Below are 24,688 nucleotides of genomic sequence, written 5' to 3' on the forward strand. Positions count from 1 at the left end.
GTGTCAGTGGAACTTTGGCAGCAGTGCGTGGAGCTTTTGCGCGAGGAGCTGCCTGCCCAACAATTCAACACCTGGATCCGTCCACTACAGGTCGAAGCCGAAGGCGACGAGTTGCGCGTCTATGCACCGAACCGTTTTGTGCTGGACTGGGTCAACGAAAAGTATCTTGGGCGCGTCCTCGAACTGCTGGATGAGCACGGCAACGGTATGGCGCCGGCGCTTTCCTTATTAATAGGTAGCAAACGCAGCTCGGCTCCGCGTGCGGCCCCGAATGCCCCGTTAGCCGCTGCGCAAGCGTCTCTGGCCCATGCCAACAACGCACCGGCAAGCGTGCCAGCGCCGGCCCCGGCGCCAACTTCGGCGAAGCGTTCGACGCAGAGAACTGCTGAAGTCAGCGAAGAGCCTTCTCGCGACAGCTTCGACCCGATGGCCGGTGCAGCGTCGCAGCAGGCGCCGGTTCGCGCCGAACAGCGCACTGTGCAGGTCGAAGGTGCGCTCAAGCACACCAGTTACCTGAACCGCACGTTCACCTTTGAAAACTTCGTCGAAGGTAAATCCAACCAGCTCGCCCGCGCGGCGGCCTGGCAAGTGGCGGACAACCCGAAGCATGGCTACAACCCACTCTTCCTATATGGTGGCGTTGGCCTGGGTAAAACTCACTTGATGCACGCGGTGGGTAACCATCTATTAAAGAAGAACCCGAATGCGAAGGTCGTGTACCTGCATTCCGAGCGTTTCGTGGCCGACATGGTCAAGGCGCTGCAACTGAACGCCATCAACGAGTTCAAGCGCTTCTACCGTTCGGTGGATGCCTTGCTGATCGACGACATTCAGTTCTTTGCCCGGAAGGAACGTTCCCAGGAAGAGTTTTTCCACACCTTCAACGCTCTGCTTGAAGGTGGCCAGCAGGTCATTCTCACTAGTGACCGCTACCCGAAAGAAATCGAAGGCCTTGAAGAACGTCTGAAATCCCGCTTCGGCTGGGGCCTGACCGTTGCCGTCGAGCCGCCGGAACTGGAAACCCGTGTAGCAATCCTGATGAAGAAGGCCGACCAGGCCAAAGTCGATTTGCCGCACGATGCAGCTTTCTTCATTGCCCAGCGCATTCGCTCCAACGTCCGTGAGCTGGAAGGCGCGCTAAAACGCGTGATTGCCCACTCGCACTTCATGGGCCGCGACATCACCATCGAGCTGATTCGCGAATCCCTGAAAGACCTGTTGGCGTTGCAAGACAAACTGGTCTCTGTGGATAACATTCAGCGTACCGTCGCCGAGTACTACAAGATCAAGATTTCCGATCTGCTGTCCAAGCGCCGTTCGCGCTCGGTGGCACGTCCGCGTCAGGTCGCCATGGCGCTGTCCAAAGAACTGACCAACCACAGCCTGCCGGAAATCGGTGATGTGTTTGGCGGCCGCGACCACACGACTGTTTTGCACGCCTGCCGCAAGATCAACGAACTTAAGGAATCCGACGCGGACATCCGCGAGGACTACAAGAACCTGCTGCGTACACTGACCACTTGATGAACACCAGCGCAGCTTATTAAGGCAAGGGACTAGACCATGCATTTCACCATTCAACGCGAAGCCCTGTTGAAACCCCTGCAACTGGTCGCAGGCGTCGTTGAGCGCCGACAGACCTTGCCGGTACTCTCTAACGTGCTGCTGGTTGTCGAAGGCCAACAATTGTCGCTGACCGGTACCGACCTGGAAGTCGAACTGGTCGGTCGTGTGCAACTTGAAGAGCCGGCTGAAACAGGTTCCATCACCGTGCCTGCGCGCAAGCTGATGGATATCTGCAAAAGCCTGCCCAACGATGCACTGATCGACATCAAGGTCGACGAGCAGAAGCTGGTGGTGAAGGCTGGCCGTAGCCGCTTCACCCTGTCGACCCTGCCTGCCAATGATTTCCCGACTGTGGAAGAAGGCCCGGGCTCGCTGACCTGCAGCCTGGAGCAGAGCAGACTGCGTCGTTTGATCGAACGCACCAGCTTCGCCATGGCCCAACAGGACGTGCGTTACTACCTCAACGGTATGCTGCTGGAAGTCTCCGAAGGCATCATCCGCGCAGTGGCCACCGATGGTCACCGTCTGGCGATGTGCTCGATGAAGGCCGATATCGGTCAGCCGGATCGCCACCAGGTGATCGTGCCGCGCAAAGGTATTCTCGAACTGGCACGTCTGCTCACTGAGCCGGACGGCATTGTCAGCATCGTCTTGGGTCAGCATCACATTCGCGCCACCACGGGTGAATTCACCTTCACCTCGAAATTGGTCGACGGCAAGTTCCCGGACTACGAGCGCGTTCTGCCGAAGGGCGGCGACAAGCTGGTGCTGGGCGATCGTCAGGCGCTGCGTGAAGCGTTCAGCCGTACCGCGATTCTGTCCAACGAGAAATACCGCGGTATCCGTCTGCAACTGGCCAGTGGTCAGTTGAAGATCCAGGCCAACAACCCGGAGCAGGAAGAAGCGGAAGAAGAAGTGGGCGTTGAATACAACGGCGGCTCTCTGGAGATCGGCTTCAACGTGAGCTACTTGCTCGACGTGCTGGGCGTGATGACCACCGAGCAGGTTCGTCTGATCCTGTCCGACTCCAACAGCAGTGCGCTGGTGCAAGAGTCCGACAACGACGATTCGGCTTACGTTGTCATGCCGATGCGCCTGTAAACAGCTGATCCTGGATGTCCTTAAGTCGTGTTTCGGTCACCGCGGTGCGTAATCTGCACCCGGTGACCTTCTCCCCCTCCCCCCGCATCAACATCCTTTACGGCGCCAACGGCAGCGGCAAAACCAGTGTTCTGGAAGCCATTCACCTGCTGGGGCTTGCCCGTTCGTTTCGTAGCACGCGGCTGTTGCCAGTCATCCAGTACGAGCAACTTGCCTGCACCGTGTTCGGTCAGGTCGAATTGGCCGAGGGTGGCCACAGTGCTTTGGGAATATCACGCGACCGTCAGGGCGAGTTCCAGATCCGCATCGACGGCCAGAATGCCCGAAGCGCGGCGCAACTCGCGGAAATCCTGCCGCTGCAGCTGATCAACCCGGACAGCTTCCGCTTGCTGGAAGGCGCGCCGAAGATTCGCCGGCAGTTTCTCGATTGGGGCGTGTTCCACGTCGAGCCACGCTTCATGGCCACTTGGCAGCGCTTGCAGAAGGCCCTGCGCCAGAGAAACTCTTGGCTGCGGCATGGTACACTTGACGCCGTTTCACAAGCGGTTTGGGACAGGGAACTGTGCCAGGCCAGCGCTGAAATCGATGAATACCGCCGCGCTTACATCAAAGCCTTGAAACCAGTCTTTGAACAAACCTTGAGCGAACTGGTTGAGCTCGAAGGTTTGACGCTCAGCTATTACCGAGGTTGGGACAAAGACCGGGAGTTGAGTGCCGTACTTGCTGGGTCCCTGCAACGGGATCAGCAGATCGGCCATACCCAGGCTGGGCCACAACGAGCTGATTTGCGTCTTAGATTGGGTGCACACAACGCCGCGGACATTTTGTCCCGGGGTCAGCAGAAGTTGGTGGTCTGTGCATTGCGGATTGCCCAAGGGCATCTGGTGAGCCAGGCCCGTCGCGGTCAGTGTATTTATCTGGTGGATGACTTGCCGTCCGAGCTGGACGAGAACCACCGTCGCGCGCTGTGCCGCTTGTTGGAAGACTTACGCTGCCAGGTTTTTATTACCTGTGTAGATCACGAATTATTGAGGGAAGGCTGGCAGACGGAAACGCCAGTCGCTTTGTTCCACGTGGAACAGGGCCGTATCACCCAGACCCACGACCATCGGGAGTGAAGGCATTGAGCGAAGAAAATACGTACGACTCAACGAGCATTAAAGTGCTGAAAGGCCTGGATGCCGTACGCAAACGTCCCGGTATGTACATTGGTGACACCGACGATGGCAGCGGTCTGCACCACATGGTGTTCGAAGTGGTCGACAACTCGATCGACGAAGCCCTCGCCGGCCACTGCGATGACATCAGCATCATCATCCACCCGGATGAGTCCATCACCGTTCGCGACAACGGCCGTGGCATCCCGGTAGACGTGCATAAAGAGGAAGGTGTTTCCGCCGCCGAGGTCATCATGACCGTCCTCCACGCTGGCGGTAAGTTCGACGACAACTCCTACAAGGTATCCGGTGGTCTGCACGGTGTAGGTGTTTCCGTAGTGAACGCACTGTCTGAAGAGCTGATCCTGACCGTTCGCCGCAGCGGCAAGATCTGGGAACAGACTTACGTGCACGGTGTTCCGCAAGAACCGATGAAAATCGTTGGCGACAGCGAAACCACGGGTACGCAGATTCACTTCCGCCCTTCCGATGAAACCTTCAAGAACATTCACTTCAGCTGGGACATCCTGGCCAAGCGCATTCGTGAACTGTCCTTCCTCAACTCCGGTGTCGGCATCGTCCTTAAAGACGAGCGCAGCGGCAAGGAAGAGCTGTTCAAATACGAAGGTGGCTTGCGTGCGTTCGTTGAATACCTGAACACCAACAAGACTCCGGTCAACCAGGTGTTCCACTTCAACATCCAGCGTGAAGACGGCATCGGCGTAGAAATCGCCCTGCAGTGGAACGACAGCTTCAACGAGAACCTGTTGTGCTTCACCAACAACATTCCGCAGCGCGACGGCGGCACTCACCTGGTGGGCTTCCGTTCCGCACTGACGCGTAACCTGAATACCTACATCGAAGCTGAAGGCCTGGCGAAGAAGCACAAAGTCGCCACCACGGGTGACGATGCGCGTGAAGGCCTGACCGCGATCATTTCGGTGAAAGTGCCGGATCCGAAGTTCAGCTCCCAGACCAAAGACAAGCTGGTCTCTTCCGAAGTGAAGACCGCCGTCGAACAGGAAATGGGCAAATACTTCTCCGACTTCCTGCTGGAAAACCCGAACGAAGCCAAGCTCGTTGTCGGCAAGATGATCGATGCAGCACGTGCCCGTGAAGCAGCGCGCAAGGCCCGCGAGATGACCCGCCGCAAAGGCGCGCTGGACATCGCCGGCCTGCCGGGCAAACTGGCCGACTGCCAGGAAAAAGACCCGGCGCTGTCTGAACTGTACCTCGTGGAAGGTGACTCCGCGGGCGGCTCTGCCAAGCAGGGACGTAACCGCAGGACCCAGGCCATCCTGCCGTTGAAGGGTAAGATCCTCAACGTCGAGAAGGCGCGCTTTGACAAGATGATCTCTTCCCAGGAAGTGGGCACCTTGATCACCGCGCTTGGCTGCGGCATCGGTCGCGACGAGTACAACATCGACAAGTTGCGCTATCACAACATCATCATCATGACCGATGCTGACGTCGACGGTTCGCACATCCGTACTTTGCTGCTGACCTTCTTCTTCCGTCAGTTGCCGGAGTTGATCGAGCGTGGCTACATCTACATCGCTCAGCCGCCGCTGTACAAGGTCAAGAAAGGCAAGCAAGAGCAATACATCAAAGACGACGACGCCATGGAAGAGTACATGACGCAGTCGGCCCTGGAAGATGCGAGCCTGCACCTGAACGAAGAAGCGCCAGGCATTTCCGGCCCGGCGCTGGAACGTCTGGTGAATGACTTCCGCATGGTGATGAAGACTCTCAAGCGTCTGTCGCGCCTGTACCCACAGGAACTGACCGAGCACTTCATCTACCTGCCGGCCGTCAGCCTTGAAAAACTCGGCGACCATGCTGCGATGCAAGACTGGCTGGCTCAGTACGAAGTCCGTCTGCGTACCGTCGAGAAGTCCGGTCTGGTCTACAAGGCCAGCCTGCGTGAAGATCGTGAACGTGGCGTGTGGCTGCCAGAGGTCGAATTGATCTCCCACGGCCTGTCGAACTACGTGACGTTCAACCGCGACTTCTTCGGCAGTAACGACTACAAAACTGTCGTCACCCTCGGCGCTCAACTGAGCACCCTGCTCGACGACGGCGCATACATCCAGCGTGGCGAACGCAAGAAAGCGGTCACCGAGTTCAAGGAAGCCCTGGACTGGCTGATGGCCGAAAGCACCAAGCGCCACACCATCCAGCGATACAAAGGTCTGGGCGAAATGAACCCGGATCAGCTGTGGGAAACCACCATGGACCCAAGCTCGCGTCGCATGCTGAAGGTCACCATCGAAGACGCCATTGGCGCGGACCAGATCTTCAACACCCTGATGGGTGATGCGGTCGAACCTCGCCGTGAGTTCATCGAGAGCAATGCGCTGGCAGTATCCAACCTGGATTTCTGATCCCGGTCGGCACCAACAAAAAAGGCCAACGCATTTGCGTTGGCCTTTTTTTGTTGGCAGGTCAAAAGATCGCAGCCTTCGGCAGCTCCTACATTGATATCTTTATCTCGTGTAGGAGCTGCCGAAGGCTGCGATCCTTTGATCTTTATTCTTGTCCCGTCGCCACACTTTCCAGCCGATACCCGTACCCATAAATCGTCAGCAGCTGCCAGCCGCGATCCGCTGTCAGCCCCAGCTTGTTGCGCAGTCGATAGATGTGCGTGTCCAAGGGCCGCGACGAGGCGACTTCTTCATGGGGCCAGAAGCGCTCATACAGATAATCCCGTGACAGCGGTCGGCCGAGGTTGCTGAACAGGCATCGTGCGAGGCGGTATTCGCGTTCGGTCATGACGATCGGTTTGCCCTCACGGGTGACCGTCAGCTCGGCATCGTCGAACTTCAAATCATTGAAGCTCAGCACTTCGTTCGCTGCGCTGCGTGGCTGGCTGTGTCGGCGTAATACTGCGGCGACTCGGGCTTTCAGTTCATTGGGCCGGAACGGTTTGCTGACGTAATCGTCTGCGCCAGCATTCAGTGCCTGGACGATATCGCTCTCGCCGTCACGGCTGGTAAGCATGATCGCCGCTGGTGGCGCCTCCATGTGTTCACGGGTCCAGCGCAACAAGGCCAGCCCGGTGAGGTCGGGCAGTTGCCAGTCGAGAATCAGCAGGTCGAAGGTTTCCCGGCGCAACTGTCGCAGCAGGTCTTCACCGCGTTCGAAGCTATGTAGCGACCAAGGCTGTTCTCCGGGTTCGGCCATTTGCTGCAGGGTCTGCTCGACCCGGCGCAGTTCGGCAGGTTCGTCGTCCAGTATCGCAACGCGCATACGCGGTGGTTCCTTGTTGCTGGGGCAGTTGGCCGTCAACCATAGTCGCTCGGCGATTCTCAGGAAAGTAAGCGGCCCGTCGTTGGTCGACGTCCGCTATGATTCTTCGGGTCAAGTATCAGACCTGTGACCTATGAAACCATTCACCACCCCCTGCCCTTTTTCCCATGAATGACCGCAGACGGCATGAAAGCCGCGAGCCGAGCCAGGTGCAGCGACTGTTTCGCCAGTTGGTGCGCGAGTGGTTGTGGATAAGTCTAGTGCTGTTGCCGCTGACTGCGCTGTTATCTTATCGAGCGCAGGTCAATCTGAATGACGCATCCCCGGTCTTTGGTGCATTGCTCTCGGTGGGCCTGGTGGCTTGTGTTCTTGGGCTGCTGTTGTGGCGTCCTCGCCTGGCCCTTTGGATGACGCTGATCGGTATGGCCTGCGTGCTGCTGACCAGCGCCGGACTGGCGGAAATCCGCGAGTGGTGGTCGCCGACGCCAGCGGTGCTGGGGATGTTGTTCGGCTATCTGATCTGGAACTGGCGGCGCCTGAGTGTGGTGCTGACGTACTTCGGTTGGGAGCTGGCGCGGCTGGACAGCGAACCGAAAGTCTTTCCCGAACGCCGCCGCGCACAGTTCACCGGCGCTGATCACTTGCAGCGCCAGATCATGGCGCTCGAACAAGCCATGAGTCGTACCCGCGATACCCGGCGCTTTATCGCTGACGGGCTGGAATATTTACCCGTCGCCACGCTCATCAGCGATCCCAAGGGCCAGATCCTGTTGGGCAATCGCAAGGCTCGCGAGCTGTTCGATCATGCTTTGGTGGGTGACGACGTTCTCGATCAGCTGGCGCTGCTCGGATATCCAGAGTTGTCCACAGCCCCGCGTCCCCTGTTATCCGCACTGCCGTTGCTGGAATTTCGCGATCACAAGGAGCGCAGCCTGCGCCTTGAGCGTGCTGCGCTGCTGCCGGTGGACGGTGACACGCCAATCGGCTGGCTGCTGAGTTTGACCGACCTGAGTGCCGAGCGCGCCGCCGAGGAACAACGCGGCGTCTTGTTGCGCTTCCTCTCGCATGATTTGCGTGCCCCCCATTCGGCGATTCTTGCGTTGCTCGATGTGCATCGTCATCAGGCCGGAGCCGATGCGCCATTGTTCGAACAAATAGAGCGTCAGGTTCGCCAGGCTCTGGATCTGACCGACGGCTTTGTGTTGCTGGCGCGGGCTGAATCCGAGGCGTATCAGTTCCAGCCGACGTTGTTCGGGATGCTGGTGCTGGATGTGCTCGATCAGGCCTTGCCGATCGCTCAGCAGAAACGCATCGAACTGCTGCACGACATGGACGAGCAGTCCCAGGAACGGCTGGTGTCTGCTGACCAAGGCTTGCTGACCCGTGCGTTGTTCAATCTGCTGGAAAACGCCATCAAGTACAGCCCGGCTGACACCACGATTCAGTTGCGCGTCACGTGTCAGGACGATTGGCTGCGCTGCGAGCTGATTGATCAGGGCAAAGGCATTGCTGCCGCGGAACTGCCCGACCTGTTCAGCCAATACCGGCGCTTTTCTTCGGCTCAGGGCATTGATGGCGTTGGCCTGGGCCTGTCGATGGTTAAAGCCGTGGTCGATCACCATGGCGGCAGAATCGAATGCCGCAGTGTGGTCGATCAAGGCACGACGTTCAGGCTTGAGTTGCCGCTGTTCGTTGAATGAACAGGCACAAAAAAACCGGCTATATCAGCCGGTTTTTTTACATCCAAAAAAAACTTATGCACCTTTTACGGTGTTTTATGATCTTGAGAAATATATAAGTAAATCAGTAAGTTATATCTAATATTCAAGCTTTTTCAACAAAAGCGTACACAGGTTATCCACAAAATCTCAGACAGCGATCTGGTCACTTGCAGCGGGTGCCTGTGGCGCGGGTGGCAATGAACCCATTTCCCGTTGCGTCTGCTCGTTCCAGGCTTGCACCCGGTCATTCAACGCTGCAATGGCTCGCGGCCCAGTACCTTCGGCGTACATCGGTTCGCCAATGACCACAGTGATTACCCCAGACTTCTTCGCCCAACCGGTTTTTGGCCAGAATTTGCCAGCATTGTGTGCAATCGGCAGTACCGGAAGCTCGGCATTCACCGCCAAAGCGCTGCCACTGCGGGAGAATTTTCCGACAGTGCCGTAGGGCACGCGAGTGCCTTCCGGAAAGATCAGCACCCAGACATTGTCTTTGAGCAACTCATCACCTTTTGCCGCGACTTGCTTGAGCGCAGCTTTCGGGTTGTCGCGATCAATCGCGATCGGTCGCAGCATGGCCATTGCCCAGCCGAAGAACGGCACGAACAGCAATTCGCGCTTGAGCACCTGGCTCAAAGGCGAGAAATAAGCGGAGAGAAAAAACGTCTCCCAAGTGCTCTGGTGGTTCGACTGAATCACGCAGGGCCGGTCTGGCACGTTATCCGCGCCTTTGATTTCGTAACGGATACCGAGGAACACCTTGGTCAACCACAAGGCGCAACGGCACCAGTACACGTTGATAAAACGATAACGCGCCTTGAACGGCAAAAAGGGCGCGATGAAAAAGCTCAGGCTGCACCACAACAGAGACGTGGTGCCCAGCAGCAGGTAAAAGAGGAAGATTCTGATGGCCCGCAGTATCGACATGGCGACGTTTACCGTTACGGGGCAATGCCCGTCTGTTCAAGCGCACTCCCGATCAATCCCTGGTCAGGAATTTCAGAAGTACTCTAGTTGTGGATAAGTTCTGCGGCAATCGCCGCGAGATCGTCAAAAATCAGAGTGCCAACCGGCAGGGTTTTGCCCTGAGTCTTTTCGCCTTTTCCGGTCTTTACCAAAACTGGCTGTGAATCGACGGCTTTGGCAGCCTCCAGGTCACCAAGGCTGTCGCCGACGAACCAGACATTGGTCAGCGGCACGTTGTAATGCTGCGCAATGGTTTTCAACATGCCCGGTTTCGGTTTGCGACAATCGCAACCCTCGTCCGGCCCATGCGGACAGTACACGATCAGCCCGACTTCACCGCCCTGCTCCGCCACCAATGCGCGAAAACGCGCGTGCATGGCGTCGAGGGTGGCGAGGTCGTAGTAACCGCGAGCGATGCCCGACTGGTTGGTGGCGATCGCCACCGTCCAGCCGGCCTTGCTCAACTGCGCAATCGCTTCGATCGAGCCGGGCAAAGGAATCCACTCCTCCACCGACTTGATGTAAGCGTCGGAGTCGTAATTGATCACTCCGTCCCGATCGAGAATCAGCAGTTTCAACAGCAATCCCTCAACCCAGCAGCGAAATGTCGGCAACACCCAGGAACAGGCCACGCAGACGCGCCAGCAGCGCGTAACGGTTCGCTCGCACTTTGGCGTCTTCGGCATTGACCATCACCGCGTCGAAGAACGCATCAACCGGCTCGCGCAGTGCCGCAAGGCGTGCCAGCGATTCGTTGTACTGACGCGCCGCAGCCATTGGCTGCACAGCCTGATCCGCTTGCTGGATCGCCGAGTACAGCGAGAACTCGTTGGCGTTGTCGAAGTACTTGGCTTCAACCACGCTTGGCACGGCGCCTTCAACTTTGCTCAGCAGGTTGGAAACCCGCTTGTTCACCGCCGCCAGCGCTGCCGCTTCCGGCAGTTTGCGGAAGGCTTGCACCGCTTGCACACGCTGGTCGAAGTCCAGCGCCGAACCCGGCTTCAGGGCACGTACCGACAGGTAAGTGGCAACATCGACGCCTTCGTCTTCGTAACGCGCGCGCAGACGGTCGAAGATGAATTCCAGTACCGACTCATTCAGGCCGGCAGCCTTGACCTTGGTACCGAACGCATTCACGGCGAAAGCCACGGCGTCGTTCAGGTCCAGATCCAGTTGTTTCTCGATCAGGATACGCAGCACGCCCAGTGCCGCGCGACGCAGGGCATACGGGTCTTTGCTGCCGGTTGGCAGCATGCCGATACCGAAGATACCGACCAGAGTGTCGAGTTTGTCAGCGATCGCAACAGCCGCACCGGTCAGGGTCGCAGGCAGTTCAGCACCGGCACCGCGTGGCATGTACTGCTCGTTCAGCGCCAGCGCGACGTCTTGCGGCTCGCCGTCATTGAGGGCGTAGTAGTAGCCGGCGACACCTTGCATCTCCGGGAACTCGCCGACCATTTCGGTGGACAGGTCGCACTTCGACAGCAAGCCTGCGCGGGCAGCCCACGAAGCGTTGCCGCCGATGCGTGCGGCGATGTAAGCCGCCAGTTTCGAAACGCGCTCGGCCTTGTCATAGACGCTGCCGAGTTTTTCCTGGAACACCACGTTCTTCAGGCGCTCGTTGAACACTTCGAGTTTCTGCTTCTTGTCTTGCTTGAAGAAGAACTCGGCGTCGGTCAGGCGTGGGCGAACCACTTTCTCGTTACCGGCGATGATCTGCTGCGGGTCTTTGCTTTCGATGTTGGCCACAGTGATGAAACGTGGCAGCAACTTGCCGTCGGCATCCAGCAGGCAGAAGTACTTCTGGTTGTCCTGCATGGTGGTGATCAGCGCTTCTTGCGGCACGTCGAGGAAACGTTCCTCGAACGAGCACACCAGCGGCACCGGCCACTCAACCAGCGCGGTCACTTCGTCGAGCAGCGCCGGCGGAACGATTGCGGTGCCTTCCTGACGGGTGGCCAGCTCTTCAGTGCGCTTGCTGATGATCTCGCGACGCTCGTTGGCGTCGGCCAGAACATAAGCGGCACGCAGATCGGCGAGGTAGCTTGCCGGCGAACCGATGCGTACGTTTTCCGGATGGTGGAAGCGGTGACCACGGGAATCACGGCCAGCCTTCTGCGCAAGGATGGTGCAGTCGATGACCTGGTCACCGAGCAGCATCACCAGCCATTGGGTCGGACGCACGAACTCTTCTTTGCGCGCACCCCAACGCATGCGTTTCGGGATCGGCAGGTCGTTCAGCGAATCTTCGACGATGGTCGGCAGCAGGCTCGCGGTCGGCTTGCCGGCGATGCTTTGGCTGTAACGCAGCTTCGGGCCGCTCTGATCGATTTCGCTCAGATCGACGCCGCACTTCTTGGCAAAACCCAAGGCTGCCTGGGTCGGATTGCCGTCGGCATCGAAAGCCGCCTGACGTGGCGGGCCGTCGAGGTTGATGCTGCGATCCGGTTGCTGGGTGGCCAGCGCGGTAATCAACACAGCCAGACGACGCGGCGCGGCGTAGACGGTTTTTGCTTCATAGCTCAGGCCGGCAGCTTGCAGGCCCTTGTCGATACCGGCGAGGAACGCATCAGCCAAAGTGTTCAGCGCTTTGGGTGGCAGTTCTTCGGTGCCCAGTTCAACCAGAAAATCTTGCGCACTCATTGTGCAGCCTCCAGCTTGGCCAGTACTTCGTCACGCAGGTCCGGGGTCGCCATCGGGAAGCCCAGCTTGGCACGCGCCAGCAGGTAGGCTTGCGCAACGGAACGCGCCAGGGTGCGTACGCGCAGGATGTATTGCTGACGCGCGGTCACCGAGATTGCCCGGCGCGCATCCAGCAGGTTGAAGGTGTGCGAGGCCTTCAGGACCATTTCGTAGCTCGGCAGCGGCAACGGCTGGTCGAGTTCGATCAGGCGCTTGGCTTCGCTTTCATAGAAGTCGAACAGTTCGAACAGTTTGTCGACGTTGGCGTGTTCGAAGTTATAGGTGGATTGCTCCACTTCGTTCTGGTGGAACACATCGCCGTAGGTGACTTTGCCCATCGGACCGTCAGCCCAGACCAGGTCGTAGACCGAATCCACACCTTGCAGGTACATGGCCAGACGTTCGAGACCGTAGGTGATTTCGCCGGTCACCGGGTAGCACTCGATGCCGCCCGCCTGCTGGAAGTAAGTGAACTGAGTCACTTCCATGCCGTTCAGCCAGACTTCCCAGCCCAGACCCCAGGCGCCGAGGGTCGGCGATTCCCAGTTGTCTTCGACGAAGCGAATGTCGTGGACCAACGGGTCCAGGCCGACATGCTTGAGGGAGCCCAGGTACAGTTCCTGGAAGTTGTCCGGGTTCGGCTTCAGGACGACCTGGAACTGATAGTAGTGCTGCAGACGGTTCGGGTTTTCGCCGTAACGGCCGTCAGTCGGACGGCGGCTTGGCTGCACGTAGGCGGCGTTCCAGGTTTCCGGGCCGATGGCGCGCAGGAAGGTCGCGGTGTGGAAAGTGCCGGCGCCTACTTCCATATCGTAGGGCTGAAGTACCACACAACCTTGCTCGGCCCAGTATTGCTGGAGCGCGAGGATCAAGTCTTGGAAGGTACGCACGGCTGGCGTAGGCTGGCTCACGAAATTCACCTGTTTCTTGGGCTGCGATTTAAAGAGCGGGAGTATACCCGATTCAGTCGCACCTCCACCCCCTGGAGCCTTATGCCACGCTGCTTTTGGTGTACCGAAGATCCGTTGTACATGGCTTATCACGATCAGGAGTGGGGCACGCCGCTACGCGATGCGCAGGGTTTGTTCGAGTTGCTTTTGCTCGAAGGGTTCCAGGCCGGGCTTTCCTGGATCACCGTGTTGCGCAAACGCGAGCGCTATCGTGAGGTGTTGTTCGGCTTTGATGTGCAACGTGTGGCGCAGATGAGCGACGCCGAAATCGAAGAATTGATGCTCGATCCGGGGATCATCCGCAACCGCCTCAAACTCAATGCCGCCCGGCGTAATGCCCAGGCCTGGCTGGCGCTGGAAGATCCGGTGACGTTTCTCTGGTCGTTCGTCGGCGGCCAGCCGATCATCAATCATTTCAAGGATCGCAGCGAAGTCCCGGCGATCACCCCCGAAGCGCTGGCGATGAGCAAAGGCCTGAAAAAGGCTGGCTTCACGTTCGTCGGTCCGACCATTTGCTACGCGCTGATGCAGGCCTCTGGCATGGTCATGGATCACACCCGCGACTGCGACCGCTACGCGCAGCTCGTCAACGGCGGTTAGAATGGCCGCCTCGCGCACAGCACAAGATCAGGAGTGACCTGTGGAAAAGTTTAAAGGCGCCTTGCTGGTAGGCGCTCTGCGGCTGTTTGCCCTGCTGCCATGGCGGGCGGTGCAGGCCGTGGGTTCGGCAATTGGCTGGATCATGTGGAAAACCCCCAACCGCTCCCGCGATGTAGTGCGGATCAACCTCGCCAAATGTTTTCCACAGATGGACCCGACCGAGCGCGAGCGTCTGGTTGGCCAGAGTCTGAAAGACATCGGCAAGTCCCTGACCGAAAGCGCCTGCGCGTGGATCTGGCCGGCGCAGCGCTCCATCGATCTGGTGCGCGAAGTCGAAGGCCTCGACGTGCTCAAAGACGCATTGGCCTCGGGCAAAGGCGTGGTCGGCATCACCAGTCACCTGGGCAATTGGGAAGTGCTCAACCACTTCTATTGCAGCCAGTGCAAACCGATCATTTTCTATCGCCCACCCAAGCTCAAGGCTGTGGATGAATTGCTGCGCAAGCAACGCGTACAACTGGGCAACAAAGTCGCGGCGTCGACCAAGGAAGGCATTCTCAGCGTCATCAAGGAAGTGCGCAAAGGTGGTGCAGTGGGCATTCCCGCTGACCCGGAACCGGCCGAATCAGCGGGCATTTTCGTGCCGTTCTTTGCTACGCAGGCGCTGACCAGCAAATTCGTGCCGAACATGTTGGCCGGTGGCAAAGCCGTTGGCGTGTTTCTGCATGCGCTGCGTCTGCCCGATGGCTCCGGCTACAAGGTGATCCTTGAAGCCGCGCCGGAAGCGATGTACAGCACCGATACGGCAGAGTCCTGCGCCGCGATGAGTAAAGTCGTCGAGCGCTACGTCGCCGCTTATCCAAGCCAGTACATTTGGAGCATGAAGCGCTTCAAGAAGCGTCCACCGGGCGAAGAACGCTGGTACTGAGCAAATTGGCACACTCTGTGGATAACCAGTAGGAGCTGCCGCAGGGCGCGATCTTTTGATCTTGCGCCTGCGGTTATCCACAACCCGTTCATCAAAGGGCGCGAGAAGATGTCCGAACACCGCAAATCATTCCGCATCAAGATCACCCACGACAGCTTCGGCGAATGCTTGGGTGAGACCCGCAACCTGTCGCCCACCGGCGTCTATGTCCAGCATCCGCGCCTTGCCTCGTTGCCCAAAGGCGCTGTGGTCTATGGCCAGGTGCAGGATTTACCCGCAGGCGCGCCGCGAGTGCGGATGGAAGTGGTGACGGTGGATGCCGAGGGGATCGGCCTGCGCTACTTGTGAGTAAGATCCGCTGACTTATTGCGCCTGACGATCGAGCTTCTTCAGAAACACCGTCATTTCTTTCTCGGCCTGCTTGTCGCCATGGGCGCGGGCGGCTTCCAGACCGTGTTCCCACGCCTGACGCGCGGCGGCGTGATCGCCCTGCGCCAGTTGCGCCTTGCCCAACAGTTTCCAGGCTGCCGAGTATTTCGGATCGAAGCCGACGCAGCGCTGGAAATGCTCGGCGGCCTTGGCGTTTTCCCCAAGATCCAGATAACCCTTGCCCAAGCCGAAGCGCAGCAGGGAGTTATCCACACCCTTGGCGAGCATTTTTTCCAGGGATTCGAGCATGGGTTGAGTCCTTTTCGGGTGTGTCAGGGAAGATGTGTGGCGCCACCATCGCTGGCAAGCCAGCTCCCACAGGGATCTCTGCTGGGCATCACATTTGTGAACAACCAAAAACCTGTGGGAGCTGGCTTGCCAGCGATAGGGCCAGTCTGATCACCAGATAATCCGGATCAGAAAAAGCTCAACCCCACATGGAACAGCTTCTCCACATCACGAATATGCTTTTTATCCACAAGGAACAGAATCACATGGTCGCCCGCTTCGATCACCGTATCGTCGTGGGCAATGATCACTTGATCATTGCGGATCACCGCGCCGATGGTGGTGCCCGGCGGCAGGCCGATTTTCTCGATGGGCTTGCCGATGACCTTGCTCGACTTGGCATCACCGTGGGCAATCGCCTCGATCGCTTCCGCCGCACCGCGACGCAATGAGTGCACGCTGACGATATCGCCACGGCGCACGTGGGCCAGCAGCGTGCCGATGGTCGCCAGTTGCGGGCTGATGGCAATGTCGATGTCGCCGCCCTGGATCAGGTCGACGTAAGCCGGGTTGTTGATGATCGTCATCACCTTCTTCGCCCCCAGCCGTTTGGCCAGCAGCGACGACATGATGTTGGCTTCGTCGTCGTTGGTCAGTGCGAGGAAAATATCCGCGTCGGCGATGTTCTCTTCCATCAGCAAGTCGCGATCCGAGGCGCTGCCCTGCAACACCACGGTGCTGTCGAGGGTGTCGGAGAGATAGCGGCAGCGCGCCGGGCTCATCTCGATGATCTTCACCTGATAACGGCTTTCAATGGCTTCGGCCAGCCGCTCGCCGATCTGCCCGCCGCCGGCGATGACGATGCGCTTGTAAGTCTCATCGAGACGGCGCATTTCGCTCATCACGGCGCGAATATCCTCACGCGCAGCGATGAAGAAGACTTCGTCATCGGCTTCGATCACCGTATTGCCTTGCGGCAAAATCGGTCGATCGCGGCGGAAAATCGCAGCGACGCGGGTCTCGACATTCGGCATGTGCTCGCGCAATTGCCGCAGTTGCTGACCCACCAGAGGCCCGCCGTAGTAAGCGCGCACGGCCACCAGTTGCGCCTTGCCTTCGGCGAAGTCGATCACCTGCAAAGCACCGGGATGCTGGATCAGGCGTTTGATGTAGTTGGTCACCACTTGCTCGGGGCTGATCAACACGTCGACCGGAATGGCTTCGTTCTGGAACAGCTGCTCTTCGCGGTTCAGATAGGACGCTTCGCGCACCCGGGCGATCTTGGTCGGGGTGTGGAACAACGTGTGGGCGACCTGGCAGGCGACCATGTTGGTTTCGTCGCTGTTGGTCACCGCCACCAGCATGTCGGCGTCGTCGGCGCCGGCCTGGCGCAGCACCGACGGCAGCGAGCCACGGCCCTGCACGGTGCGGATGTCGAGGCGATCACCAAGGTCGCGCAAGCGCTCGCCATCGGTGTCGACCACCGTGATGTCATTGGCTTCGCTCGCCAAGTGTTCAGCCAGCGAACCGCCGACCTGTCCTGCACCGAGGATGATGATTTTCATCCAGTCACTCCAATGAATCCGTTTAGCCGCGTGCGGCAGCGATCTTGATCAGTTTGGCGTAGTAGAACCCGTCATGCCCGCCCTGCTGGGCCAGCAGTTGGCGACCATGGGGCTGCTTGATCCCGGCGGTCGTGGCCAAGTCCAGCTCGCGTGCGCCAGGGGTGCGCTCAAGGAACGCGGCAATGACTTCGGTGTTCTCGGTCGGCAGGGTCGAGCAGGTGGCGTAAAGCAGGATGCCGCCGACTTCGAGGGTTTTCCACATCGCCTCGAGCAACTCACCTTGCAGTTGCGCGAGGGCGACGATGTCGTCGGGCTGACGGGTCAGTTTGATGTCCGGATGACGGCGGATCACCCCGGTGGCCGAGCACGGTGCGTCGAGCAGGATGCGCTGGAACGGTTTGCCATCCCACCATTTCTCGATATCACGACCGTCGGCAGCGATCAGCTCGGCGCTGAGGCCGAGGCGTTCGAGGTTTTCTCGCACGCGCACCAGACGCTTGGCTTCCAGATCCACCGCCACCACGCCGGCCAGTGCAGGCTCGGCTTCAAGGATGTGGCAAGTCTTGCCACCGGGTGCGCAGCAGGCGTCGAGCACGCGTTGGCCCGGCGCCAGATCGAGCAGATCGGCAGCCAGTTGTGCGGCTTCGTCTTGCACGCTGATCCAGCCTTCGGCGAACCCCGGCAGGCTGCGCACATCGGCAGCGGCTTCAAGAATGATGCCGTCGGCGCTGAAGACACACGGCGTTGCGGCGATACCGGCTTCAGTCAGCAGACCGAGGTAGGCGTCGCGGCTGTGATGGCGACGGTTGACCCGCAGAATCATTGGCGGATGCGCGTTGTTCGCTTCGCAGATCGCTTCCCACTGCTCTGGCCAGAAAGCCTTCAGGGATTTTTGCAGCCAGCGTGGGTGGGCGGTGCGTACCACGGGATCGCGTTCCAGCTCGGCGAAAATCGTTTCGCTTTCACGCTGGGCATTGCGCAGTACGGCATTGAGCAGGCCCTTGGCCCAAGGCTTTTTCAGCTTGTCGGCGCAACCGACGGTTTCACCGATGGCTGCGTGGGCCGGGACACGGGTGTAGAGCAACTGATAGAGGCCGACCAGCAGCAGCGCCTCGACATCGGCATCCGCAGCCTTGAACGGCTTCTGCAGGAGTTTTTCCGCCAGCGCCGACAGCCGTGGCTGCCAGCGTGCAGTGCCGAACGCCAGATCCTGAGTGAAACCGCGATCGCGATCCTCGACCTTGTCCAGTTGCGTCGGCAGAGAGCTGTTGAGCGAGGCTTTGCCGCTGAGTACGGCGGCGAGTGCCTTGGCGGCGGCCAGACGCGGATTCATTGTGCGTCCACCGCTGCGCCGAGAATGGTGCCGACGGCGAACTTCTCGCGGCGACTGTTGAACAGGTCGCTGAAGTTCAGCGCCTTGCCGCCTGGCAATTGCAGGCGGGTCAGGCACAGCGCTTGCTCGCCGCACGCGACGATCAAACCGTCCTTGCTGGCGCTGAGGATTTCACCCGGTGCGCCGTTGCCCTGAGCTACAGTCGCCGCGAGCACTTTCAATGCTTCACCGTTGAGGGTGCTGTGGGTGATCGGCCACGGATTGAAAGCGCGAACCAGACGTTCCAGCTCGACGGCCGGGCGGCTCCAGTCGATGCGTGCTTCGTCCTTGTTCAGTTTGTGCGCGTAGGTGGCGAGGTCGTCGTTCTGCACTTCGCCTTCAAGAGTGCCAGCAGCCAGACCGGCAATCGCTTGCACCACCGCGGGTGGGCCCATCTCGGCGAGACGGTCGTGCAGCGTGCCGCCGGTGTCTTCGCCGGTGATCGGCGTGACGACCTTGAGCAACATCGGACCGGTGTCGAGGCCGGCTTCCATGCGCATCACGGTCACGCCGCTTTCGGCATCGCCCGCTTCGACGGCGCGCTGGATCGGCGCCGCCCCGCGCCAGCGTGGCAGCAAGGATGCGTGGCTGTTGATGCAGCCCAGACGCGGAATATCGAGCACCACTTGCGGCAGGATCAGGCCGTAGGCGACCACCACCATCAAGTCCGGCTTCAATGCAGCTAGTTCAGCCTGAGCGTCAGCGTTGCGCAACGTCGGCGGCTGCAACACCTGGATATTATTTTCCAGCGCCAGCTGTTTAACCGGGCTCGGCATCAGTTTTTGCCCGCGACCGGCCGGACGATCCGGTTGGGTGTAGACCGCAACGATCTCGTAAGGGCTGCTCAGCAGGGCCTTGAGGTGCTCGGCGGCGAATTCCGGGGTGCCGGCAAAAACGATGCGCAGTGGCTCGGTCATTGAATGGCTCTCTATGGCAAAGCTTCATAAAAAGAAAAAGGCTTGCCGCAGCAAGCCTTTGAAGGAGGGCATCAAGCGTTCTGGCGATGGAGCTTTTCCAGTTTCTTCTTGATCCGGTCGCGTTTGAGCGTGGACAGGTAATCGACGAACAATTTGCCATTGAGGTGGTCGCATTCGTGCTGGATGCACACCGCGAGCAGGCCTTCGGCGATCAGCTCATAGGGCTTGCCGTCGCGGTCCAGCGCCTTGATCCTGACCTTCTGCGGACGGTCGACGTTTTCATAGAAACCCGGCACCGAAAGGCAGCCTTCCTGATACTGATCCATTTCTTCGGTCAGCGATTCGAACTCGGGGTTGATGAACACCCGTGGCTCGGTACGGTCTTCGGAAAGGTCCATCACGACGATACGTTTGTGCACGTTGACCTGGGTCGCGGCGAGGCCGATGCCCGGCGCTTCATACATTGTTTCAAACATGTCATCGACCAACTGACGCACTTCGTCGTCCACTACAGCCACAGGCTTGGCGATAGTACGCAGACGCGGGTCCGGAAATTCGAGGATGTTTAAAATGGCCATAGGCTGATTGCTGCACGTGTTGAGTAAAGTCGGGTCGATGGCCTGGCAGGTCCGAAGATGCAGGCTACCGTTGTGAAGCGTAGCTTGTGCATTTTGCTCAAGCGAGCCACGGGGGCTCTGACGATTCACGCGAGCGCACATGATAAAGGGATTCACTGCATGAGGAAAACACTACTCGCCCTGCTGCTGTTGGCTTCGGCTGGCGCGGCGCACGGGCAAGTGCAACTCAGGGATGGTTTTCCACAGCAATACACGGTGGTTTCGGGGGACACCCTCTGGGACATTTCCGGCAAATACCTGCGCGAGCCCTGGCAGTGGCCACAACTGTGGCGGGCTAATCCGCAGATCGAGAACCCCAACCTGATCTATCCCGGCGACACGCTGACGCTCAGTTACGTCAACGGCCAGCCGCGCCTGACCCTCAATCGCGGCGAGTCGCGCGGCACCATCAAGCTCTCGCCACGCATTCGCACCAGCCCGGTGGCCGAGGCGATTCCGAGCATTCCACTCAAATCCATCGACAGCTTTCTGTTGAGCAATCGCATCGTCGACAAGGCCGAAGACTTCGACAAGGCGCCGTACATCGTCGCCGGCGATGCCGAACGGGTGCTCAGCGGTACCGGCGACCGTATTTTCGCTCGTGGCCACTTCGACCCGGATCAGCCGGTGTACGGCATCTTCCGACAGGGCAAGGTCTACACCGATCCGCAGACCAAGGAGTTTCTCGGGATCAATGCCGATGACATCGGTGGTGGCGAAATCGTTGCCACCGAGGGCGATGTCGCCACCCTCGCCCTGCAACGCACCACCCAGGAAGTACGCCTTGGGGACCGCTTGTTCAGCGGCGAAGAGCGCTCGATCAACTCGAGCTTCATGCCCAGCGCGCCGACCAGCGACATCAACGGCGTCATCATCGACGTGCCGCGCGGTGTCACCCAGATTGGTGCAATGGACGTGGTCACCCTGAACAAGGGCAAGCGTGACGGCCTGGCTGAAGGCAATGTGCTGGTGGTGATGAAAACCGGCGAAACCGTGCGCGACCGGATCACCGGTCAGCCCCTGAAAATCCCCGACGAACGCGCCGGCTTGCTGATGGTATTCCGCACCTACGACAAACTCAGCTACGGCCTCGTCCTTAACGCCTCGCGCTCATTGGCGGTGCTCGACAAGGTGCGAAATCCGTAAGCGTGCTTCACAAGTTACCAACAGAGTTATCCACAGCTTGCTCCGAATGGTTCGGAGCTTATAACGATCAAGGATTGATCCATTATGCTGTCAGCCTGTACGCCAGTTTCCCCTGCGGAACTGGAAGCGCGCCTGCGCCTGCATCGCTTGCCGACAATCGGTCCGAAGCGCTTCCTAAAATTGCTCGAAGCCTTTGGCTCGGCGTCCAAAGCCATCAGCGCCCCGGCCAGTGCCTGGCGTTCGCTGGGATTGCCGGCGGCGTGTGCCGAGTCGCGGCGATGTCCCGAAGTGCGCGATGGCGCCAGTCACGCAATGCGCTGGCTAGAGCGGCCCAATCAACATTTACTGATGTGGGATCAAGCGGACTATCCGGTGCTGCTCGCACAGATTCCGGATCCACCGCCGCTGTTGTTTGTCGCGGGTGATCCACTGATTCTTGAAAAACCGCAACTGGCGATGGTTGGCAGCCGCCGTGCTTCGCGTCCGGGAATGGACACCGCCGCAGCCTTCTCTCGCTGCCTGGCGGGCGCCGGTTTTGTCATCACCAGTGGTCTGGCGCTGGGCATTGATGCCGCCGCGCATCAGGCCGCGCTGGATGTTGGCGGGCAAACCGTGGGTGTGCTGGGCACCGGCCTGGAAAATTTTTATCCACAGCGCAATCAGCGGCTGGCCGACGCGATGATTGCCTCGGGCAGCGCAGTGCTTTCGGAGTTTCCGCTGGATGCCGGCCCGAGCGCCAGCAACTTCCCGCGGCGCAACCGGATCATCAGTGGTTTGTCCCTTGGCGTGCTGGTGGTAGAGGCGAGTGTCGCCAGTGGTTCGCTGATCACCGCGCGGCTGGCGGCGGAACAGGGACGAGAGGTTTACGCCATTCCCGGCTCGATTCATCACCCCGGCGCACGGGGCTGTCACCAGTTGATTCGCGATGGCGCGGTGCTGGTGGAAACCATCGAGCACATTCTTGAAGCCTTGCGCGGCTGGCAGCATTTACCGATGTCTACGGACACTCCCCAAGAGACTCATCCACTGCTCACGCTGCTGCACGCCGCACCGCATACCAGCGAGGGCTTGGCTGATAGCAGTGGCTGGGCCTTGCCCAAAGTGTTGGCGGCCCTTACTGAACTGGAAATGGATGGCCGTGCGGTGTGTGAAAACGGTCGCTGGCTGGCCAGGACGAGCTAGGTTTTACAAGGAAGATCGGTAAACTGCGCGAAACCTGTTTGTGGAGAGTTTTTTCATGGTCAACAGTTGGCGTGTGCAACAAGCCGCGCGAGAGATTCGCGCCGGGGCGGTGATTGCCTATCCAACCGAAGCTGTCTGGGGGCTGGGTTGCGATCCGTGGAATGAAGAAGCGGTGGATCGGCTGCTGGCGATCAAGAATCGTTCGGTCGACAAGGGCCTGATTCTGGTCGCCGACAATATTCGCCAGTTCGACTTTCTGTTTGAAGACTTCCCGCAGGACTGGATCGACCGCATGTCCAGCACCTGGCCAGGACCGAACACCTGGCTGGTACCGCATCAGAACTTGTTGCCGGAATGGGTCACCGGGGTGCATGACACCGTCGCGCTGCGGGTCAGCGATCACCCGCAGGTGCGAGACTTGTGCTCAATGGTAGGGCCACTGATTTCGACCTCGGCCAACCCGCAAGGACGTCCGGCGGCGCGCACGCGTTTGAGGGTCGAGCAGTATTTCCGCGGACAGATTGATCTGGTCCTGGGTGGAGAACTGGGTGGGCGCAAGAACCCCAGCGTGATCCGTGACTTGGCCAGCGGTAACGTCATTCGTCCTGACTGACGTTCTGTTTCGAGCTTATATAGATATAGGTAGTACTCCTCGGCTTTCAAGGCGAGAAGTACTACCTATACCTGCGATTTTTCCTTCAAGTAATCATCAAAGTACAACAACTCTTTGTTTATATCTGTCTTTGCCGTGTCGGACTAATCGACGAACATTCAGTTTCAGTAATTTTTCCTACGTCATTATCAGAAATCGCGCAGTGGCGATATTTCTAAAAGCATCCATTATTTCAATGCGCTCAGAAAACTTCGATAAGTTAACGTCTGCGGAGAAGGAATGGATACTACGGATTTACAACTCACGGATTATCTGCATGCACTTCAGGCGACATTAAAACGTCAGCATGAAGACTGTCGTGTGGTTACTCTTGAAGCCGGATCAGACACGCGAGAGTTCGAGCGGTTTATTGGTCGGCAGTTTCGGCTGCGACTGCAACATTACATGCTGACCTCCAGAGCCCGTTTGCTGGAAACCAGCTTGGCGATAACGGCCCGCAGCACTCACTTTCTGCTCTATCAACAAGACCGGTTGATGGCGGTATTGAGGGTGACTCCCTCACCTTTTGAATGGGCATCACTGGCGCATCAGCATCTTTCGCCAACCCAGGCACTGTCGCGTCATGTCGAGTTCAGCCGGTTGATCACCCTCTCCCATGGTCAGCTGCCGGTGTCGGTCAACTGCCTGCTGGCATCGGCCACCGAGTGGGCGATCAAGCGCGGTTATGAGGGCGTCATCGCCCTGTGCCGATCACCCCAACGACGACTGTTCCAGCGCTTCGGTCTGACATCGATCACCACCGACTCCCTGCATATCGAACAACGCGCACGTGCTGATTATTGGCTGCTCTCGGCGCAATGGCCGCAGATCCTCGCAGCCGTTCAGCAACCCGCCCACACAGCCCTGAATCCACCGGAGCATCACGATGACCGCGCACGCCAGTTTTGAACAACAGTTGATCCTGCTGGACGAACGAATCGAACAGTTATGGGCCGATATTCTCGATAACTCGCGCTTGGTAAAAGCCATCCGCGGCGGCAGCGTTTCGAAGGCCTTGTATGCGATTTACATGATCGAGACGTTTCACTACACCGCACACAATGCGCGAAACCAGGGTTTGGTGGGTGTGCGACATGCTGATAATCCGGTGTATGCAAAGTTTTGTTTTGAGCATGCGGCGCAAGAAGTTGGCCATGAAAAGATGGCACTGCATGACGTCATGAGTCTGGGCCTCAAGAATGAAGTCTTCGATATACCGACGGCACTTCCGGCAACCGAAGTGTTAATCGCCTATTTATACTGGATATCTTTTACCGGTAATCCGCTGCAACGGCTGGGGTACAGTTATTGGGCAGAGAACGCCTATCAATTTATTAATCCGATTATTAATAGCTTGAGTGAAACATTGTCGTTAAAATCGGCTCAGCTGACATTCTTTATTGCTCACTCCGATATTGATATCGAACACTTCAACGAGATCAAACTCATCCTGCAGCGAACTTGCAAAGATCAATCCGATTGGGACGCCGTTGCTACCGTGATGGAAACCAGTTTGCGCCTGACCGGCAATATGCTTGAAGCCGTCTATGAACAGTATGAGGCCTGGCAAAACGGCCTCGCGCCGCGCTATGACTTCCTGCACGCACTGGATAACTCATGAGTCCTTTACGGCGATTTTCCCGAATGACGCACGGGGGCA

The 24,688-nt window shown here is 58.8% G+C and carries 23 protein-coding genes; 13 read left to right on the plus strand and 10 right to left on the minus strand.

Features of this window, described 5'->3' with window-relative positions:
• From dnaA to gyrB, 4 genes are read left to right on the plus strand one after another with little or no spacing between them, the layout of a single operon-like run.
• Complete coding sequence (dnaA, locus tag ACA061_RS00005) at positions 1–1,524, plus strand: chromosomal replication initiator protein DnaA (RefSeq protein WP_150616969.1); 1,524 nt, start codon at positions 1–3, stop codon at positions 1,522–1,524.
• 39 nt (positions 1,525–1,563) lie between these two features.
• Positions 1,564–2,667, plus strand: a complete 1,104-nt coding sequence (dnaN, locus tag ACA061_RS00010) for a DNA polymerase III subunit beta (RefSeq protein ID WP_042556902.1) — start codon at positions 1,564–1,566, stop codon at positions 2,665–2,667.
• 14 nt (positions 2,668–2,681) lie between these two features.
• Positions 2,682–3,785 carry a DNA replication/repair protein RecF gene (gene recF / locus ACA061_RS00015; RefSeq protein WP_150595884.1) on the plus strand — a complete coding sequence of 368 codons (1,104 nt, stop codon included), beginning with the start codon at positions 2,682–2,684 and terminating at the stop codon, positions 3,783–3,785.
• A 5-nt stretch (positions 3,786–3,790) separates the two neighbouring features.
• Positions 3,791–6,208, plus strand: a complete 2,418-nt coding sequence (gene gyrB / locus ACA061_RS00020; protein WP_150603659.1) for a DNA topoisomerase (ATP-hydrolyzing) subunit B — start codon at positions 3,791–3,793, stop codon at positions 6,206–6,208.
• Positions 6,209–6,353: 145 nt separating this feature from the next.
• Here gyrB and ACA061_RS00025 read toward each other — a convergent pair whose 3' ends face one another.
• Positions 6,354–7,073, minus strand: coding sequence for a response regulator transcription factor (locus tag ACA061_RS00025; RefSeq protein WP_150616970.1), 720 nt, complete (start codon positions 7,071–7,073; stop codon positions 6,354–6,356).
• Between the two features lie 167 nt (positions 7,074–7,240).
• On the opposite strand from ACA061_RS00025, the gene ACA061_RS00030 reads away from it, so the two are divergent.
• A complete protein-coding gene (locus tag ACA061_RS00030) occupies positions 7,241–8,773 on the plus strand; it encodes a sensor histidine kinase (protein ID WP_497300345.1) in 1,533 nt (510 codons plus the stop codon).
• Positions 8,774–8,941: 168 nt separating this feature from the next.
• On the opposite strand, the gene ACA061_RS00035 is transcribed toward ACA061_RS00030, so the two are convergent.
• From ACA061_RS00035 to glyQ, 4 genes are all read right to left on the minus strand, one after another.
• On the minus strand, positions 8,942–9,721 hold the full coding sequence (locus ACA061_RS00035; protein ID WP_150616972.1) for a lysophospholipid acyltransferase family protein: 780 nt from the start codon (positions 9,719–9,721) through the stop codon (positions 8,942–8,944).
• 83 nt (positions 9,722–9,804) lie between these two features.
• The gene (gene gmhB / locus ACA061_RS00040) at positions 9,805–10,344 is read right to left on the minus strand and encodes a D-glycero-beta-D-manno-heptose 1,7-bisphosphate 7-phosphatase (protein ID WP_497300346.1); all 540 of its coding nucleotides are present in this window, start codon (positions 10,342–10,344) and stop codon (positions 9,805–9,807) included.
• A 4-nt stretch (positions 10,345–10,348) separates the two neighbouring features.
• Complete coding sequence (gene glyS, locus ACA061_RS00045) at positions 10,349–12,403, minus strand: glycine--tRNA ligase subunit beta (RefSeq protein WP_150603664.1); 2,055 nt, start codon at positions 12,401–12,403, stop codon at positions 10,349–10,351.
• Positions 12,400–13,353, minus strand: a complete 954-nt coding sequence (gene glyQ, locus ACA061_RS00050) for a glycine--tRNA ligase subunit alpha (RefSeq protein WP_025112261.1) — start codon at positions 13,351–13,353, stop codon at positions 12,400–12,402. The genes glyS and glyQ overlap by 4 nt, the downstream gene beginning before the upstream one ends.
• Positions 13,354–13,434: 81 nt before the next feature.
• Between glyQ and ACA061_RS00055 the strand changes: the two genes are divergently transcribed.
• The 3 genes from ACA061_RS00055 to ACA061_RS00065 all read left to right on the plus strand — a co-directional run bounded on the left by ACA061_RS00055 (position 13,435) and on the right by ACA061_RS00065 (position 15,268).
• Complete coding sequence (locus tag ACA061_RS00055; RefSeq protein WP_150603665.1) at positions 13,435–13,992, plus strand: DNA-3-methyladenine glycosylase I; 558 nt, start codon at positions 13,435–13,437, stop codon at positions 13,990–13,992.
• Between the two features lie 40 nt (positions 13,993–14,032).
• A complete protein-coding gene (locus ACA061_RS00060; RefSeq protein ID WP_497300347.1) occupies positions 14,033–14,920 on the plus strand; it encodes a lysophospholipid acyltransferase in 888 nt (295 codons plus the stop codon).
• Positions 14,921–15,028: 108 nt separating this feature from the next.
• Positions 15,029–15,268 (plus strand): PilZ domain-containing protein, encoded by a 240-nt coding sequence (locus ACA061_RS00065; protein ID WP_150616975.1) that lies wholly within the window; start codon positions 15,029–15,031, stop codon positions 15,266–15,268.
• 15 nt (positions 15,269–15,283) lie between these two features.
• Here the strand turns inward: ACA061_RS00065 and ACA061_RS00070 are convergent, their stop codons facing one another.
• The 5 genes from ACA061_RS00070 to def form a co-directional block, all read right to left on the minus strand.
• Positions 15,284–15,598 (minus strand): tetratricopeptide repeat protein, encoded by a 315-nt coding sequence (locus ACA061_RS00070; protein WP_042556911.1) that lies wholly within the window; start codon positions 15,596–15,598, stop codon positions 15,284–15,286.
• Positions 15,599–15,765: 167 nt separating this feature from the next.
• Positions 15,766–17,142, minus strand: coding sequence for a Trk system potassium transporter TrkA (trkA, locus tag ACA061_RS00075; protein ID WP_150593319.1), 1,377 nt, complete (start codon positions 17,140–17,142; stop codon positions 15,766–15,768).
• 22 nt (positions 17,143–17,164) lie between these two features.
• Positions 17,165–18,475: a 16S rRNA (cytosine(967)-C(5))-methyltransferase RsmB gene (gene rsmB, locus ACA061_RS00080; protein ID WP_150616976.1), complete on the minus strand. Its 1,311-nt coding sequence runs from the start codon at positions 18,473–18,475 to the stop codon at positions 17,165–17,167.
• Complete coding sequence (gene fmt, locus ACA061_RS00085; protein ID WP_497300348.1) at positions 18,472–19,431, minus strand: methionyl-tRNA formyltransferase; 960 nt, start codon at positions 19,429–19,431, stop codon at positions 18,472–18,474. Before fmt ends, rsmB begins: the two co-directional genes overlap by 4 nt.
• A gap of 71 nt (positions 19,432–19,502) precedes the next feature.
• On the minus strand, positions 19,503–20,009 hold the full coding sequence (gene def, locus ACA061_RS00090; RefSeq protein ID WP_150603671.1) for a peptide deformylase: 507 nt from the start codon (positions 20,007–20,009) through the stop codon (positions 19,503–19,505).
• 159 nt (positions 20,010–20,168) lie between these two features.
• Here def and ACA061_RS00095 point away from each other — a divergent pair, with 159 nt between their 5' ends.
• The 5 genes from ACA061_RS00095 (at position 20,169) to ACA061_RS00115 (ending at position 24,649) form a co-directional block, all read left to right on the plus strand.
• Positions 20,169–21,194 (plus strand): LysM peptidoglycan-binding domain-containing protein, encoded by a 1,026-nt coding sequence (locus ACA061_RS00095; protein WP_497300349.1) that lies wholly within the window; start codon positions 20,169–20,171, stop codon positions 21,192–21,194.
• A gap of 81 nt (positions 21,195–21,275) precedes the next feature.
• Positions 21,276–22,376, plus strand: a complete 1,101-nt coding sequence (gene dprA, locus ACA061_RS00100) for a DNA-processing protein DprA (protein ID WP_497302004.1) — start codon at positions 21,276–21,278, stop codon at positions 22,374–22,376.
• A 55-nt stretch (positions 22,377–22,431) separates the two neighbouring features.
• Positions 22,432–22,989: an L-threonylcarbamoyladenylate synthase type 1 TsaC gene (tsaC, locus tag ACA061_RS00105; protein WP_150603674.1), complete on the plus strand. Its 558-nt coding sequence runs from the start codon at positions 22,432–22,434 to the stop codon at positions 22,987–22,989.
• Between the two features lie 279 nt (positions 22,990–23,268).
• A complete protein-coding gene (locus ACA061_RS00110) occupies positions 23,269–23,937 on the plus strand; it encodes a hypothetical protein (RefSeq protein ID WP_497300350.1) in 669 nt (222 codons plus the stop codon).
• Positions 23,915–24,649, plus strand: a complete 735-nt coding sequence (locus ACA061_RS00115; RefSeq protein WP_497300351.1) for an iron-containing redox enzyme family protein — start codon at positions 23,915–23,917, stop codon at positions 24,647–24,649. Before ACA061_RS00110 ends, ACA061_RS00115 begins: the two co-directional genes overlap by 23 nt.
• The last annotated feature ends 39 nt before the right edge of the window (positions 24,650–24,688 follow it).

Source organism: Pseudomonas sp. LBUM1668, assembly GCF_059695715.1.